The organism is Labrenzia sp. PO1 (assembly GCF_012273635.1).
Classification (GTDB): Bacteria; Pseudomonadota; Alphaproteobacteria; order Rhizobiales; family Stappiaceae; genus Roseibium; species Roseibium algicola.
Genome location: NZ_JAAXCR010000002.1, coordinates 185,428 through 202,024, shown reverse-complemented (window position 1 = coordinate 202,024; position 16,597 = coordinate 185,428). Strand labels below are relative to the sequence as shown.

Sequence of the window (16,597 nt, the reverse complement as noted above, 5' to 3'; positions counted from 1 at the left end):
AGCATGCTAAAGGGCGGACTTAAGCACGCGTTGGCTTTCCGCAGCGATGACATCGCTGCATCCGCGCAACTCGACCTTTGGAACGCGGCCGACAATTCTTAGGGCCTTGCCAAGACGCCCCCCAACGCCCGCGTCGATAGTCTCGATGACGCCGACATCTTCAGTCAGGATGCTGTGTCCAGGATAGGATGATGGGATCAGGCTCAGCACCTGGACGATCCCCTCGGTTACAGGCGGACATGGTTCGAACGTCAACGGATCCCTGATTATCACGTCGCCGATATTTGGCGGGTAGAGCAACGCATCGTCGCCCTCCAGGAAGAGCACTCCCATTTGCTCCACCATTCCATAGAAATTGTAGCTGTTTTGCAACCCAGCAAGTTCTCTGAACGTGCGCCTGAACACCTCTGGGCTCACCGCTTCGGATTGAAGTTTTTTCCATCCGCCGGAATGGACGAGCGTGGCCTTAGACAGGTCGCAGCCCAGTTCTGCGGCGAGGCCGCGCAGATACTGCCAGACGAGGAAGGTAAAGCCAAATATGAAGATTTCCTCGTCGGCGTGCTTGGCGAGCCATTCGCGCACTTCGTCGAGCCGGTATTTCATGGTTTCATCGAGCGCGAAGCAATGATCGCGACCGAAGGGCATCATGCCCAATACGCCTGCGCCTCTGGCAGACATCAGCGCGGGATCGGAAACAACGGCCAATGAATCGATCACCAGCATCGGCCGCCGCTTCGAGCCCAGAATTGCGGCCATGGACGCGCGCAACGAGAGCTTCTGGCGCCGGGAGGTCTCATTGTCGACAGCGATGCGGCTGACCGCAGCCCCGGTTGTCCCGCTTGATGTCATGGTGATGCGGACCTGCTCTTGTGGCACGGACTGCAAGAGGTGAGTCTTGAACAGCGAGACCGGAAGATAGGGAATTTCCTCAAGCGTCTGCGCCGGATCACCTTGCCATAGGCCACCTAGGATCCGCTCATATTCCGGACAGTTCAGCCGATGGTGGTCAATCAGTTCCGACAGCCCCGACAACAGAGAAGCCTCGCGGACAGCCTGGGGAATTGACCATTGCGGTGCCTCATTTAGGGCATAAAAATTCTCAGAAGCTGGTGAGCTTGACATAGTCAGGTTTCCCATTGGTCTTGCGCGGCAACCCGTCGATCCGGTGAACCTTTACGCTGCCATTTGGCAGCCTCAGCTCTCGGCAAAGAGCCAGTTCAGCCTCGGCAAGCACTTCGTCAGCGGCGCCGCCCCCGGAGCGCTCGATGAAAATGCGAATTTGATCAGTCCCCTCGACGGCGACGCATTCCTGATTGAAACGGGCGGCTGCAATTTTCTCCACATCGTGAAGGCTGACGCGGTTGCCATACACTTTCGCAAAACGCGCGGCCCGTCCGGTAACCGTCAGATAACCCTCATCGCTGAGAAAGCCAAGATCGCCGGTTCTCAAACAGCCGCCGGTGATATTGCCCAATTTCAGATCGTCTGCGGATGAGGCGTAGCCCATCATGACGTTCGGTCCGAAATAGACGACCTCTCCGGTTTGGCCACAAGGCAGCCTCCGGCCATCGGTATCTTGGATCTCGATACGTCCACCCGGCAGCGCCGAGCCGACAGAACCCGGATGCGCCGCAAGTTCCTGCGCGGGAAGCGTTGTCATCCGTGGTGAGGCCTCGGTTTGACCGTACATGACGAAGAAACGTCCATCGCGCTCCTGCAGCTGCGTGTCGAGCCCGGTCATAATGTCTTGGCGGCAAGCGCCGCCCGCCTGGATGATGGTTTTAAAATGCTCCAGCCTCAGCCGTTTGAGCCCCAATCTGCAAATATATTCGCAATGAAACGGCACACAGGGAAGGACCGCAACCTCATACTTGCTCATCGCCTCCCAAAAGCCACGCTCGGCAATTGTAGCTCCGGTCAGCACAACTGTGCCACCAGCCAGAAGGTGGCTGGTCAGAACTGACAGGCCGAAGGAATAATGAAACTTGAGATGTCCAAGGCTCACAACGCCGGGGCCAATCTCGAGAACTTCAGCGATCGCCCGCGCATTAGAGATCAGGTTGGTGGATGACAGCCGCACGAATTTGGGGGCGCCGGTCGATCCAGAGGTCGAGAGCAGGCAGGCAAGATCCGGGTGAGTTGTGGGAATCGGTTTATCAGCGTCTCGTACGAGCTGGCACAAGCCGGCCTCATCCTTAGTGTTACGTGAGTAGCCGGGTAGGGTGTAGGTATCTAGAAAACTCTGGTCACCGATCAGGCTTGCAGGTTTGTAAATGCCTATGAGCTCGGTAAGCTGCTCTGGCGCGAGCTCGGGATCGACGAGGGCTAGCGGAATATTTTCCTGGAAAGCCGAGAGGATCGTAAGCGCATGGTCCATGCAGTTCCGGGCGAGGAGGAAATGCGGCGCACCGGTTTGCCAGCGCGCAAGCCTCCGGGCAGTCCGACAGAGTGCGCCGGGCATTTCGGCATAGGTGACCGTCTGACCTTGGTCGGCGTCTACAAGCGCCGCCGAATCTGAAAGTGTAAATTTCCAGTTTCTCATATGCGTCCGTTATCCGTCAGTTGCGCAACGGTTCTCGCCTCGCAACGAGGGCAGCTTCACCGCGGGTATCTTAAAGCCGACGGCTTACGGGGGCACGACGCCAGTCATTACTCTGGCTCATATCGCCATGGAACCGTCGACAGCAATCGCCTGCCCGTTCACATAGGACGAGAGATCGCTTGCAAGAAACAGCACCACATTGGCAACTTCGTCCGGCCTTCCAGCGCGGCCGAGGGCGATGTTGTCGATACGTGTTTGGAGCATGTCCGACGCCAAGCCGCTAATCATCGAGGTCTCGATAAGTCCGGGAACGACGCAATTGACGCGGATGCCCTGCCTCCCAAGTTCACGGGCAGCGGACTTGGTTGCGCCGATGACAGCAGCTTTTGCTGCTCCGTAGACGAACTGGCCTTTTGCACCGTGGGTGGCCATGATCGAGCTAGTGTTGATGATCGACCCGCCCCCTTTGCGCATCATGACGCGGGCAGCAATCTGAATCAGGTTCATCGCTGAGAATGCGTTGAGAGCGAAAGCTTCGTTGATTGTGTCCTCGGAAAAGGTTCCGATCGTGCCGTCGGCCAGGGAGCTGGCATTGTTAACGAGAATATCGACGCGCTTGAAACGGCCGAAGGCTGCCCGCACCACTTGATCAGCGGCCTTCCAGTCCGACAGGTCTGTTGCGTGCGCAAAAACCTCGATTCCGTATTGGTCTGTCAGGCGGCCGGCAAGGTCCTCGATCTCGGCTTGCGACCGCGCGACCAGGCAAAGCGAAGCGCCAGCCTGCGCCAGCACCTCTGCTGTCGCGGCACCTATTCCACGGCTCGCGCCGGTGACGATAGCGACCTTGCCGCTGAGATCAATCAGTGACACCATATTTTTCAGTATTTCCTGTGCCTTGGCAAAACTCGACATGTCGATGATGTCATCAAGATCAAGCATGATGTCGAATTTTTCTTCTATTTCCGCCACCAGCCGCATGTGGGCTAACGAATCTCATCCTGGCGTTTGGGAAAAAACCATTTCAGCCGTGCTGTAGTCTTCCGGAAGCGCCAGCGTCGAGTCGCATGCGGATGATGTCGCACTTGATATAGGGTTTGTCGATGCCGTTGGGCTCGCGGCTAACATCGACATAGCCGTGGGAGGCGTGAAGCTTGTGCACCGCCTCGTTTGCCTCAGCAACATCGGCGAAAGTTGCCTCATAGCCAAAATCGAAGACCCATTTGTTGTGAAAGGCCAGAGGCACATAGGCGCCGAGCATCAGCATGTTCTCATTGCCGATATAGTATGCCCAGTCCGCAGTCCGGCCGCTGCTGTCGGTCTGCACGCTCAGATAGGCAAAGGGTGTGTCGCCGCGGCGAACAACCCAGTGCCGGAATCCGGCCGCTTTCACGCACGATTCGATCCAGTTTGCTTGGCCTTCAACGGTCCCTTCAAAATCTGTTCGCATGTAACGCGTCACACGTTCCGAAGTCCGCCAATCCAGCAGCTGCGCTGCATCTGCGGTTGTCACCGGGGAGAAAACAAGATTGCTCATGGATCACTCGCTAGGCATGCCGGGATTGCAGGCAAAACAACTTGATCGAAGCGGTAAATAGAGTTACGACCTGCCCGAATTCGGTTACCACAAGTCTATGCGATTAAACAACCTAGATAACAATCACCCTAGTGTTGTAAGCGTCTGTCGCGGTTTTAGAAGATAGCGCTGAAGTAAAAAGCGCAATCGGTGGGTTATTCGCAAAAAGAGCGCCGAAAAATTTGAGGACAGACATGTCAAATACCATAGAACGGTTTCGACGTTTGATGCCAGCTTCCGTTAAAGGGAACGCAAATGTCCGCAAACTGCCTGCCTTGTTGGCGAATGTGTTTTTTTCAGCCTCCAAAAAAGCTGACAGGAAACGACACGCTTCTGGCAATGCTCGGCTGATTCGACTTAACGAAGCTATCGTGGCTGTCGATAGCGAAACCTTTGAGGCAGAGTTTGTCACGCTTTTGGGCGAGTTAGAGTTGCGTGCACATAAGTTAGACGGGACTGAACGTAACGCTGCAGCTCAATTGGAAGCGATTTCAAAACAATTTAATTATCTTTGTGGAAGTTATTTTGTTTCCTACCAGCACCTTATGTATAAACTTGGGTATTTGTTTGATGATATTTCGGTATTTGAAAGACTTTGCGCATTGGAGGGGGTGTTAATTGATAAAGAAACAGAGCTAAACTCGTTATCATTTAGGTCCGTGCGTGAATGGTATGATGGCAAAGTTGAGGGCATTTCGAGAACTCATTTTTATTTGTCAAATGCACTAAGTTATATCGTTCGCTCGTCATTTTGGTATAACTTTGATGATATCACGTATCAGCTTTTAAGTAAGATACGAGAAGGCCGACTGGATATCCTGCTATCAAGCGCAAGTTACTCGGCGTTTTATGTCGATGATCGATCCGGGCCAGTGGGAAATCTTCTGGATACTATCGGGAGTGAATTTATTGAGCTTGTGCAGGTCGAGAAGAATAAATTTGCAAATCAGATTTCACCATACGACCCGCGTTTCAGTTCAGTATTCTCGCTCCTCGTAGAATATATGATAGCCACGCGTGCACATCACCTGTCAGGGCAATTGACTGATATCGTTGAGTGGATGATTGGGGATCGTCATGAGGATATCGAATCCTTGTCGAGGATACGAAGATTGAGGCAGTTTGGATTGTTGGGTGATTTATCTGACTTTTCCAAAAGGTTAACTGAAATTGATACATCTAACTTTCAAAAAATGAATTCGAATGTTCTCAAGGGCTATTCGGTTGATGAATTTAACTTATTCCCTGGAACAAATACAAATAAACTAACGCTCTCTCAGATTGGTTCAATTATTGATGCTCTCATCATTTTGGGATTCAGTGAAAAGCGATATCAATATTTGATGGAGTTAAGTGCCACTATCGAGAAAAGAGGTCTGTCTAGGGAAACCCCCACCGGAATCGGCACCCGATTGAAGATCTTCCGCCTGCGCGAAGATTGGGACATGATCCAGTTGTCAAACAATTTTTACAACGACATCGCGAAAGTGGTGGGGATACCTAAAAGCGCGGAAGAAATCGCGGATGGCTCAAGTATATTCCTATTCGCAGCAGACCAATGTCGTAATACGCCTGTTCTAATGTCCGCATTCGTACCAGTATTGGCTGGTGATGGTGTCTTGTTCTTCAATCTTTATCAGAATGGTTTTTTTAATGACATTGTTAAGCCTTGGCCTTTGTCACCGAGAATAGGGGCTACTGGCGATTATCTGATTGGCAACGAACTTCCCCGCTTCGATAGAGTGTGCAACTGGGAGATCGATTTAGAAAACGGCATACTCAAAGTGAACGGTCTGGATATCTTCCAGCCGTTTTATGAAAGGCTGAGCCGGGTTCAAAAGCGCTTCGACATTGATTACACCAGCCCACAGGCACAAACTTATATCACCCCCTGGCTTCTTGTCGCGGATAGAACCGTTGTTGCATTGGAAAAACTGCGCGAAGTCGCGAAGCAAAAGAACTTGAAGATATGCTTCGCAGGCATGCAAGGGCATTTTGTCCCTTGGGGCGTATATCGCTGTTTTGCTGTTGCGAATCCTGAGAACTTTGCGTTTGTGGACCTCAACTCGAGTTATGAAAACTGGAAAACCAATATGCGGGGGCAGCATTTTGAGACAATTGTTGCGCGCCGTCGAAGAGATCTCGTAAACGGACCATCACAACCCGCCTTCGGATCCAGAGAAAATTTTCAGCAGTGGTATGAACAGGAGTACCTTAAGCGTCCTGAGTATTTTTCAAAGTTGCGGGACAAGTTAATCGGCGAGCGCAGGACCGTTTCCGAATCCGTCGATCCAATAGATACTAGGATTGGAGACGCAATCCGCAAGTGTCGCAGTTCTCAAGGAGCGGTTGCGTGCCTGCTTGGCAAAATCCCCTATGACATGGGTGTTCCAACTATGGGGGGACCAGCTCATTCCAGCATGAAGGACTGGCTCAACCATACGATCGCAGTGTTTAAAGAATCCAATAATCTACTCCTCATCAAACCGCATCCACACGAACTTAACTACAAGATCTCATCAAAATCTCGACAAGGATTCCTGGATCTGATAGAAGAAGAGTTTAGTGAGAATATCATTGTTCTAGGTCATCACGAGTTCAACCTACAAGATTTGAGCCCGACTGTAGATTGCTTCTTGCTTTGGAATGGTTCATCAATCCCGGAGCTGGGGGCCGCCGGGCGCAATGTCATAGCCAGTGACTATTGGGCTGGGGAAAACTATCCAATACAGCTCACGGTTCCAAGCGACAGCAAAGATTATGAAAGACTACTTTTGAATTTACAAGACTTGAAGATGCATCCGGATTTCGAAAGGCTCTCCAGCGCTTATGTTTGCTATCTAGTGGAGGCGCCATTTGCCGCTACTTTTGATCTGGCTCATCGCTCAGCGACCAACGTCGACTTCAACAGGTCCGATTACCGTCCTGATATACTGTGTCAGATGACTTCAACGCAGTTCCGCGAACGATATGCCCATATTGCTGAAGAGTTTTTTGGCGCGTGGAAAAACTGATTGGACTTGCCTCGGAAAAGTGGTGATGATCCTCCCCCAATGAAGTGGTCCGCTGTTATGTTTAGGAAAACGGAGGATCAAAAATGGGAAACAAGCGGCACAAGCCGGAAGAGATTGTCACGAAGCTGCGGCAGGTTGAGGTTCTTGTGGACCGGGGAATGGAGCGGATCGATGCGATCCGGGAAGTTCGCATAATGAGCAGACCTACTACCGCTGGCGCAAGCAGTATGGCGGCATGGGAACTGACCAAATGTAAGAGCACAGACGGCTTCAAAAGGAAAATGAGCTGCTCCGCAAGGCGGTCTCCGGTCTGACACTGGACAAGTTGATCCTTGCCGAGGCCGCACGGGGAAACTTCTGAGCCGGCCCGTCGCCGTGCCTACATCGATCATGTGCGCAGCCAAATGAAGCTCTCCGAGCGTCGTGTCTCTCTTGTGTTGGGCCAGCATCGCTCTACCCAGAGGCGGCGACCTCGATGGCGTGCCGATGACGAGTGCCTGGTCGAGGGTATGATCGCGCTTGCCCGACAGTATGGCCGCTATGGCTAACGCCGGATTGCGGCTCTGTTGAGGGATGCTGGCTGGCAGGTGAACGACAAGCGTGTCGAACGGCTATGGCGGCGGGAGGGGCTGAAGGTGCCGGCGAAACAGCCGAAGAAGGGACGGCTCTGGTTGAATGACGGCGCATGCCTCCGTCTCCGGCCCGAGTATCGGAACCACGTCTGGAGCTACGACTTCGTCCATTGTCGCACCGATGACGGCAAGGTGTTCCGAACCTTGAACATCCTCGACGAGTTCAGCCGGGAGTGTCTGGCGATCCGGGTCAAACGAAAGCTGAATTCGACCGATGTCATTGACGCCTTGAGCGAACTGTTCATGCTGCGCGGTGTGCCTGCGTTCATACGATCTGATAATGGTCCGGAGTTCGTTGTCCATGCCGTGCGGGACTGGATCAAGGCCGTCGGCGCCATGACCGCCTACATTGAGCCAGGCTCACCTTGGGAGAACGGTTATTGCGAGAGCTTCAACGCCAGGTTCCGCGATGAACTGCTCGACGGTGAAATCTTCTATGGGCTGCAGGAAGCGCAAATCCTGATCGAAAAATGGAGGAAGCACTACAACACCAAGAGACCGCACAGCGCATTGGTTACCGCCCACCGGCTCCCGAAACCATCATCCCGATGGACCAAACACCTGTCATGCACTAACAATCAAACTGGACCATTCAGGTGGTGCTGATCAGTGACGCCCGGTGCGAAGCGGGAGGCCGCGGCCCATCTGTACACAGCGTACGGGGTGAGCCAGCGCCGGGCGTCACCATTTTTTTGAGGCAACGTACTTCAGCATGACATTGTCGAGCGTGGTTTCCGCCAGCAACTTCTTCAGCCTGGCGTTCTCGTCTTCAAGCGCCTTCAGCTTGCGGGCATCGGATACATCCATACCGCCAAACTTGGCCTTGTATTTGTAAAAGGTGGCTTCCGAGATCCCGTGCTGCCTACAAACATCGGCTGTCTTCTGGCCACTCTCCTGATCCCGCAAGATACCGATGATCTGTTCTTCAGTGAACCGTGAACGCTTCATTCCATCCGTCTCCTGACTGCGACGGACTCTACAAAAACTGGAGGAGTTATGGAGTCTCAAGTCAACCATATCCTTGAAACCGAAAACGAAAGCTTCCAATTCAAAACAGCACTGCAAATCAGATCGGCAAGGGAGGAAACCAAAATCTTGATCACGGCGTAACTGGCGTTCCCTACACAAAAGGCGCGTCAGATCTAAGTGAAAATCAACAACCAGTCCCTCTGGGATGCCTGTCCGTTGCGGTATCAGACACGGTGATCAGACCATGCTCGAGCATCAATTCCGCTTCGTCCAGGACGATTTCCAGCGGTACGGAAATATAGTTGGCAATATCAAACAGGCTGTTGGATCCATCTGCATATGCCAGAACGTCCATCCGCGCGCGGATGGCGCTGTAGGAGCCTTTCTTACTGATGGTGGGATAGAGCCCGCGTTTGCCCAGTTGGGGTTCGCCCTTGACCGCGGTCGTGGGGTAAAGCCCGATTTCAAATGCCTTTATGATCGTTGTTATAACCTCAAATGAACCCTCTAGGCCCTTTTGCGTGACCACATCGAAATTGTCGGCGTCGGTGTGATACTCGGGATATTCACCGTACTTGGAGCGGCAGAACCCGCATATCGGCAGAGCAATGCCCGGTGCACCGTATTGCCGTTCGTCCGAACCCCTTTGAAGAAAGGAGTAGGTCTTCACATTATCCTTGCCAATCAGCGCCGATTTCAGGGCGACGTCAGCAATGGTGTCGGCGTAGCGGCTTTGTACATGGCTAAAGCCGCGTTCATCGCCAACGCAGGACAGGTTGAAACCGCATTCTATGCGTTGCTGCATCTGCTTGAGATTGCGCGACATATAGGCCAGCGAACCGATGGTTTCAGGGACCAATATGAAGCGATACGAGAATTTCGGCTGCGGAAAGTGGTCCTTGACAAACTTCAGCAGAGCGGAAAGAAGGACCGGTCCAGACAATTCGTTGTTGGCCATGGATGGATGGCAGATATAGGACGAGAACATCAATTCGCGATCGGTCTCCCCTTGGACAAGGGCGTCCCCCACCAGCAATTCCCCGTCAAACAGGTCGCTGTCGATATACACGCGATATGCGCCTTCAGGAAGTGCGTCCTTGGCGTTTTGTGCCATGCAGAAACCCCAGCGATCCTTGTAATAGCTGGTTACGTAGGGGATCAGATCCGGCTGATCCGGCTGGGTGTAGATATGAGGCAGCAGCTCCGCCCGGTCCATCTCGGTATCGATCGGTAGGGAGTAGCCCAAAACGTGCAGGTTGCACTCGGAGAACTGGGCAAACCGCTGACCGGTCTGCACGTGTTCGATCCAGGCAGCATTGATCTTCCACTCTCGCGGGATCTTCCAGTCAAACACCTGCGTGCCGGTGGGAAACGCCTGTGTGGTGATCTCGGAATTGATGTTTTGCAGGTAACGAAAGGTTTCGCGCACGCCGTCGCCGGTGAGAGACCGCGGGATCGGGAACAGGTCCTTGGCCCAGCCAATCATGTCATACATTCTCGTAATCCTCTCTCTGGACACGGTTCCTGCCACCATCCGTGGCCTTTGCGAAAAACGCACGGGACGGCGCGTCCACCAGATGGAATGGGTCGGCCGCGATCCGGTTGCCCCAGTATTCCAGCAGCGCACGGGCGTTCAGCCATTGCAGGTCGGGCGCGGTATCGGAGCGATGCAACAGGCCTTCGGCGCGCAGTTCAGCTTCGATACCGGGCCAATTGTAATCCAGATGCACATCCTTGGGCCGCACATGCATGGAAAAAGAGCACGGTGCCGTTAAGCCGCCACTGACAATATGGCCGGGGAACGATTTTTCGTAGCGATAGATCGGTCCACCAGACATTTCTTCGACGTAATGGATGAATGTCAGGCTGTGCAGCGGCGCGCCCAGCAGCACGAGGGTGGCATCATGATCAACGAGCCACTGAAAGGCCGAGGCGTCACCGAACGGGTTGATCTGTCCGTCAGTTTTCAGGCCCAGATCACACACAGACAGGACTGAAAAGAACGGGAAGTGGGTTCGGCGCATTTCGCCCTGTTGCCGCATCCATTCGGGTAGCGCACCCACCTGAACCGGATCCGACTCCACATCAAAGACGCGCTTGGAGCCGTACTCATAGTTGAACGCCGGAAAGATCAGGTCGTTGGTGCCATCATCCACCTGCGCCGCAAGAAAATCGATGAGGCTGCGTTGAACGGCGCGGGGATTGATCTTCGCCCCGGCCCGTTTCGCAGCGATCATCCCGCGCCCAATATCGGAATGCACGAACATCGGTTTCGCGCGTTCAATCATGTGGTCGACTCACCGTTTAGCGCCGCGAATGCGTCAAAACTCTCTCGGTAGTGCCGTGTCAAAAGTTTGACTGCGATTGATTTTACCTCTGCAAAGTCTTCAGGCCCAATGCAGTATTCCAAAACCTCGATCTCAGTTCCCGATGCTCTTTTGACTGTTCTGCGCCCGATAACCGGAATGCCAAGAAAGGCGTTCATCTTTTGTGGTGGAGTATTGTGTTCTAGAACGTCACTTCGAAGCTCGCTCACGCCATAATGGTTGAAGGCCAGATGGCCCGCTATCATGATGAGCAAGGGGAAGACCCCTGGCTTTGGTGCATTTCCCGGAGCAAGATAGCAGCCCCAAAAGGCGCGCTCACTGGAGGCGTCGACATTAAGGACGGCCGCGGGGATCCCGTCTATCACGACAACAAAGAAATCAACTTTTGGTGTGCTCGCTAGTCGCTCGACAAATCCGAGGTGCACGTCTTTCTCGATGATCGTTTCGTCCAACGAATTGGCACGTACATGCTCGGCATTGCGCCAAGACAAGATGAGATCGGCGTTTTCTGCACTGAACGCCTGAAGTTCAATGCCTCTTTGCACTGCTTCTGAATAGGTCAAGCAGTGCTCCCACCGTCAACGGTGATGACCGTACCGGTGATTTTGGCCGTGCCGGGTTCCAGCAGATAGCGCACCGCGTGGGCCGCATGGCTGGGTTCGGGAAGTCCAAGCGGCGCGCGCCGCTTGATGGATTCAAGTTTCGATCCCTCAAGCCCCGCGGTCATGTCGGTCAACATGTATCCCGGGGCCACACAATTAACGGTGATCTCCGCGCGTCCGACCTCGCGTGACAGCGACCGCGTGAACCCCTCCAGCCCGGCCTTGGACGCCGCATAAACCGCCAATCCGTTGAACCCGGTGGTTGCGATGATGGACGAGATATTGACGATCCGTCCCTGTCTTTGCCGCAGCATATAGCGCACGGCGTATTTTGACAGGGTGATGGGCACTTCTAGGTTCAGCGTCAAAACCCGCGAGATATCGGTGGCATGTTGTGTCGCCAGCGTACCGTCTAGCCCGACCCCCGCATTGTTCACCAGTCCATAAAGCGGTCCGGGAGCAGCGCCCACGACCTGCTTCAACAAAGCGGGAATGCCGGGCAGGTCTATCAGGTCGTATTCGATAAAGTGTCTCTGATCAGAGGGAAGCGCGTTAAACGCATCACTTGCGCTACGCCCAATACCGGCGACGAAGAATCCGGCATCGACCAGGGTTTCGGCGATGGCCAGGCCAAGTCCCTTGGCTGCGCCTGTGATTATGACGGTTTGTCGGTCTGTCATGGTTTGGTTGCCACTTTTCCGGTCGCGTTGGCGTTGATCTCGGGCACGAAGCGCAAAAGACGCGGGCGTTGGGGTACGGTCAGCCGTTGTGAAAGGAAGTCATCGATAATCTTACGGGCATCGCCCTTGTCGACAACGCCGCTCAGAACTACGTCGGCTGCCACAAGCTCACCGGTGAACGGGTTCTTTTTCGCATAGACCACAGCCTCTTGCACTATATCGCATGCCAAAAGCGCCGCACGCACCAATTCCGGTACCACCTTATCTCCCCCTACGTTGATCATCCCGCTTGCTCGCCCGACAACAAAGAATCGGTCATCTTTCACTTGAACAAGGTCGCCGGTATCGACCCAGCCCTCCTTGTCTGTCAACGGGATCGCTCCGGCATAGCCGCTAGGTCGGGTCGCAGCTCGGACATGCAGCCTGCCGTCGGTGAGACGGATTTCAACCCCATTGAACGGATTTTCAAGGTATGACAGGGGAAACCCCGCTCGCCCATCACTAACCGCCAACCCCACGCCGGCTTCAGTCGAGGCAAAAATATGAGTCACCCGCGCCCGAGGGTATTTCGCAGCCAACGACGAAAGTGTTGCTTGATCGGCGGCCTCACCACCAAGGGTGATCTGTGCGGGCGAAAGCTCGGTACTTGCGGGACACATCAGGATCTTCCGCCACAGCGTGGGAGTGGCCGAGATATGTGTTGCTCCATGATTGGAAAAGAACGCCACACGTTGGTCCATGGGCGTGTCCAACCCGGCAAAAGCCAGCTTGTGCCCGGACAGGACGGCCTGGAAAAACACCTGGTACCCGGCGAACCGGGTCACGTCGTACAGCATCGCCCATACCTGCGGCGGATCGCTGATCTTGCGCCCGGCGAGAGCCGCACGTGCAAGGCTGTCAAAGCTATGCACAACCAGTTTTGGCGTGGATGTCGTACCCGAAGTCGGGACAAGCCAATTTGTTGCCCTCTCGTCTTGTGCAGCGCTATCGTCGGCCAAGGCTTCATCCACGCCTAAGCAGGTTAGGCCATGCTCCATGAATATGCTTCGCATTTCGGCACCGACATCCGTGATAACGGTGTCGAAGGCCCATTGAGCGAGCAGTGCCGCAATCTCTCCAGCTGCAAGAGTGGTCGGTATGGCACAAAACGCACACACAGTCCCATCCAATGCGACCATAGCCCGAATTGTGTTGTTCAAATCGGAACAATATACCACAACGGAGGCCTCACCCGGTCCCATCCATCGAGATTGGACCAATCGCTCGAACGATGTGACACCCTGTGGTGTAATCAACGCGGAGCGTGCGCTGTCGATCTGTTCTAGGGCCTGTCTAAGGCTTGTTGGCTTCATAAAAGGCTACGAATTCCCCGAAGGTTTGCGGATAATAGGCCTCGTCGGACAATGTGAACGGGTCAAACCCCAATTCCTCTTCCAGTTCTACCACCAGGATGGCGAATCCGAGACTGTCAAGACCCGATTCCAGAAGAACCAAATCGTCGGTAATTTCGGGCGGTTTCTGCCCTTTGGTTTCGCGGATAAATACACGTAAAAAGACGTCTTTGATTTGGGTTCGCACTGTACCTCCAATATTTTTTGGGCCCTGTGTCACAATAGCCCTTTTCATGGTTCTAATAGGGCATCCTCTCGGATCATACAAGTTTAGAGCGTGTTGCGACCGTGTGCATTCCAGATCGTTTTTCAGAGTTGTGTACTACCGCTGGCGTCACTGTGGTTTAGTCAAAGATTGAGCTTCTGTTGCACCCGCGTTTTCAAAAGCTACCGTCAGCCTTGCTTGATCACCGCGCATTGCCTAACAGCTTCGCCAACCTGATCAATCACCGACTGTCGGTCGCCTTTTGCGAGCGGCGTAAAAACGCGCACGTTTTTGTAGTAGGCGTCTTGTCCGTCCGCGCCCATTCTGCGCCAGGCGTTTTCCGGACTGAAGGCACAGAAACAGGCAGGTGCACCTACGGCTCCTGCAAGCTCCAGAATCGCGTTGTTCACGCCGACCACAAAGTCGAGCGACGCAATCAATGCGGCCATTGTGTCGAAGTCATCCCGCTTGTCGAAATCCGTGAAATTCACGATTCGGTCCGGGCCTAGTGCGTCCGCAAGTTGGCGTAAATCGTCAGTAGCGTCGAAATAGTTCAAATTGACAAATGTGGCCTGGCTTCGACTTATCGTGTCAATCATCTCGTCTAGGTTAAAATAGTGACTGGAGCGGCGGTAGAGCGAGACACTGCTGTTCCAGGAAATGCCTATATAGGGAGCAGGCCCCAGCTTTCGGAGACGCTGTGAAAAGTCTTCCCGCTTCACCGCATCGACCTCAAGCGGCCTGATCCGGGCACCGAGAAAGGCTGCGCGATCTGGGCGCAACTGCGCCATAGTGGTCTTGACTGATACCACAGCATCATAGTCCAGCACCGTTCGCCAGAGGGAGTTGTCGAAATAGTGCGACAGATCCGCGCTCGGCAAATCCCCAATAAAACTGGTCTCGATGTGATTAACATTGCGCCGGAAGTAACGTCGTACGGCATGAAGACGCTCGGCCGGAAAGCTTCTGAGTATCAGCGGCTTAAGCCGGTCTTCAACGGTAAAGACCGCCTTTGGGAAGCGGTGGATGAGTTCGTCATAAAGCTGCGAAAAGCGGATTTCGTCCCCCACGCCCCCCTCGCTCAGGAACAAGACCTTGGTATCTGGAGAAAGTTGCTCAATCGATGTGACGAAGTTGGGAACGTGACGCCGAGCCGCCACCACATGTGCGTCGTCGGCATAGGCGCGATGCGCTTCCAAATAGTTGCCGGTTCCTTGGTGGATAAGTATCCGGCTACTGTGGGATCTGGTCCGCATTGCCGGCATTTCGAACACGTCACGAAAGTCCTCAAGCCAGTTTGAACCCGTTTCGAGATCTCCCAGGCGGGCACAAAGCCGCAGGTAATCGGTTACGATCCACCAGGGATGGGATGCAGTTGAGACGATCGCCATTTCGTAGAACCGACGGGCGTCTTGCCATGCCTCAGCCTGACCCTGTTCCAAGAGTCCGGCCTGCCAAGCCAGACCATGCGCATACCAGTGCCAGGCATTAGCCGACCCGGGATCCCGCTTCAAAGCCTCCCGGCAGCATGCCAGGTGTCCTTCGAGGTCGTCTGCCTCAAGATGTACCCGTCCTGCCATTACCCAGGCGCGCGCACTCTTGTGAGGATACGCCAGGAAATGGTCTCGCAGGGTTTGCGAACGCTTGGTGGAACAGTCTTCCTTGGCGGCCTCCGAGCCCAGAAGCTTGCGGTATACGCTGGCAACAAACCCCGTGGGAAAACTCTGCCTAAGGCTGGCCTCATAAGCGTCCGCGGCTTCATCATGCTGGCCAAAATACTCGTGACAATCTCCCAGCAAAGCCAAGGCTTCTGAGCTGGTCCGTGTTTGCGTTGCCTGCAATTGTGGGATTGCCGCGCGGATTTCATCCGTGTCCATGGATGCAAGGCTGATCCGGATCAGCAGGAGACGAGCGTCAAGCGCACTTTCATCGTGTGCGAGAACCTGGGAAAGCAATTTGCGCGCTTCGCTCAGATTGCCGCGGGCCATTTCCACCTCGGCGAGCCGAACTGCATTCGGGCCACACGCCTGCTGTGTGAGATCGGACAAGCCAAGTTGACTTCGATAGTGCTGGTTTAGCCAATCCCAATCCTCTTCCATACGGGCCAGTTCAACCCATGCACGGGTCAGCCCTGCCACGCTGGTGTCGCCGGAATAGGCCGACAAGAGTTCGCGCGCCTCTGGCAATTTGCCGGTGTGAATTGCGCAGATCGCCCTCTGTGCATCAGTTGCCGGGTCGTTACCGAGGTCCGACAGCAAAACTTGAGCGTCGTCGTAAAACCGGCGCTTGGAAAGAGCCGATGCGGCCTTCAACCGGCTTTCCCGGTCTCGAGGCATTTTGCTTGCGATCGTGTGCCGGAATGCTTCTGTTTGACGCCGGTCGGTCAATCGGGATCTGATGGCAGCGAGAAAACTTGCTGACAGGCTTTGCGTTGCCGGCAACCGGCTGCCGAAAATGGCCACGTCCACCGCCATCCGGCGTGTGGTTGGGTTGGTGGCGATCAAACGGCTGCCGATGGCAGGTGCCATAAGAGCGAGAGAGCCGATACGGCTCCTTCCCAGCCAGCTCACAAGCTTAGGGAAAGACTTCATGCGACGCCCGCCTAAATCCATCACACTTCATATCCTTGGCCGATGTCGAGCGCACTCCCAGCCGGATCAGA

At 54.4% G+C, this 16,597-nt stretch carries 12 protein-coding genes and 2 pseudogenes; 2 read left to right on the top strand and 12 right to left on the bottom strand.

Features of this window, described 5'->3' with window-relative positions; translation table 11 throughout:
• Window positions 1–6: 6 nt before the first annotated feature.
• The 4 genes from HCG46_RS08850 to HCG46_RS08835 all read right to left on the bottom strand — a co-directional run bounded on the left by HCG46_RS08850 (window position 7) and on the right by HCG46_RS08835 (window position 4,076).
• The gene (locus HCG46_RS08850; protein WP_168685805.1) at window positions 7–1,122 is read right to left on the bottom strand and encodes an acyl-protein synthetase; all 1,116 of its coding nucleotides are present in this window, start codon (window positions 1,120–1,122) and stop codon (window positions 7–9) included.
• Entirely contained in the window at window positions 1,100–2,542 is a 1,443-nt protein-coding gene (locus tag HCG46_RS08845) for an AMP-binding protein (protein ID WP_168685803.1), read from the bottom strand. Before HCG46_RS08845 ends, HCG46_RS08850 begins: the two co-directional genes overlap by 23 nt.
• 117 nt (window positions 2,543–2,659) lie before the next feature.
• The gene (locus HCG46_RS28380; RefSeq protein WP_205838453.1) at window positions 2,660–3,481 is read right to left on the bottom strand and encodes an SDR family NAD(P)-dependent oxidoreductase; all 822 of its coding nucleotides are present in this window, start codon (window positions 3,479–3,481) and stop codon (window positions 2,660–2,662) included.
• Between the two features lie 82 nt (window positions 3,482–3,563).
• Window positions 3,564–4,076: a GNAT family N-acetyltransferase gene (locus HCG46_RS08835; protein WP_168685801.1), complete on the bottom strand. Its 513-nt coding sequence runs from the start codon at window positions 4,074–4,076 to the stop codon at window positions 3,564–3,566.
• A gap of 233 nt (window positions 4,077–4,309) precedes the next feature.
• Here HCG46_RS08835 and HCG46_RS08830 point away from each other — a divergent pair, with 233 nt between their 5' ends.
• Both HCG46_RS08830 and HCG46_RS08825 read left to right on the top strand, forming a co-directional pair.
• Window positions 4,310–7,129, top strand: a complete 2,820-nt coding sequence (locus HCG46_RS08830) for a hypothetical protein (protein ID WP_168685799.1) — start codon at window positions 4,310–4,312, stop codon at window positions 7,127–7,129.
• Window positions 7,130–7,212: 83 nt separating this feature from the next.
• Window positions 7,213–8,336: pseudogene (locus HCG46_RS08825) on the top strand (IS3 family transposase).
• A gap of 130 nt (window positions 8,337–8,466) precedes the next feature.
• On the opposite strand, the pseudogene HCG46_RS08820 reads toward HCG46_RS08825, so the two are convergent.
• The 8 genes and pseudogenes from HCG46_RS08820 to HCG46_RS08785 form a co-directional block, all read right to left on the bottom strand.
• A pseudogene (locus HCG46_RS08820) lies at window positions 8,467–8,709 on the bottom strand (transposase); the annotation flags it as partial.
• Between the two features lie 205 nt (window positions 8,710–8,914).
• On the bottom strand, window positions 8,915–10,225 hold the full coding sequence (locus tag HCG46_RS08815) for a DUF4910 domain-containing protein (RefSeq protein ID WP_209009426.1): 1,311 nt from the start codon (window positions 10,223–10,225) through the stop codon (window positions 8,915–8,917).
• The gene (locus tag HCG46_RS08810; protein ID WP_168685797.1) at window positions 10,218–11,018 is read right to left on the bottom strand and encodes an AAC(3) family N-acetyltransferase; all 801 of its coding nucleotides are present in this window, start codon (window positions 11,016–11,018) and stop codon (window positions 10,218–10,220) included. Before HCG46_RS08810 ends, HCG46_RS08815 begins: the two co-directional genes overlap by 8 nt.
• Window positions 11,015–11,620 (bottom strand): hypothetical protein, encoded by a 606-nt coding sequence (locus tag HCG46_RS08805; protein WP_168685795.1) that lies wholly within the window; start codon window positions 11,618–11,620, stop codon window positions 11,015–11,017. Before HCG46_RS08805 ends, HCG46_RS08810 begins: the two co-directional genes overlap by 4 nt.
• Complete coding sequence (locus HCG46_RS08800; protein WP_168685793.1) at window positions 11,617–12,339, bottom strand: SDR family NAD(P)-dependent oxidoreductase; 723 nt, start codon at window positions 12,337–12,339, stop codon at window positions 11,617–11,619. Before HCG46_RS08800 ends, HCG46_RS08805 begins: the two co-directional genes overlap by 4 nt.
• Window positions 12,336–13,580: a class I adenylate-forming enzyme family protein gene (locus tag HCG46_RS08795; protein ID WP_286185361.1), complete on the bottom strand. Its 1,245-nt coding sequence runs from the start codon at window positions 13,578–13,580 to the stop codon at window positions 12,336–12,338. The genes HCG46_RS08800 and HCG46_RS08795 overlap by 4 nt, the downstream gene beginning before the upstream one ends.
• Window positions 13,581–13,671: 91 nt before the next feature.
• Entirely contained in the window at window positions 13,672–13,917 is a 246-nt protein-coding gene (locus HCG46_RS28545) for a phosphopantetheine-binding protein (RefSeq protein WP_205838452.1), read from the bottom strand.
• Between the two features lie 206 nt (window positions 13,918–14,123).
• Entirely contained in the window at window positions 14,124–16,526 is a 2,403-nt protein-coding gene (locus HCG46_RS08785) for a tetratricopeptide repeat protein (protein WP_168685786.1), read from the bottom strand.
• Between the last annotated feature and the right edge of the window lie 71 nt (window positions 16,527–16,597).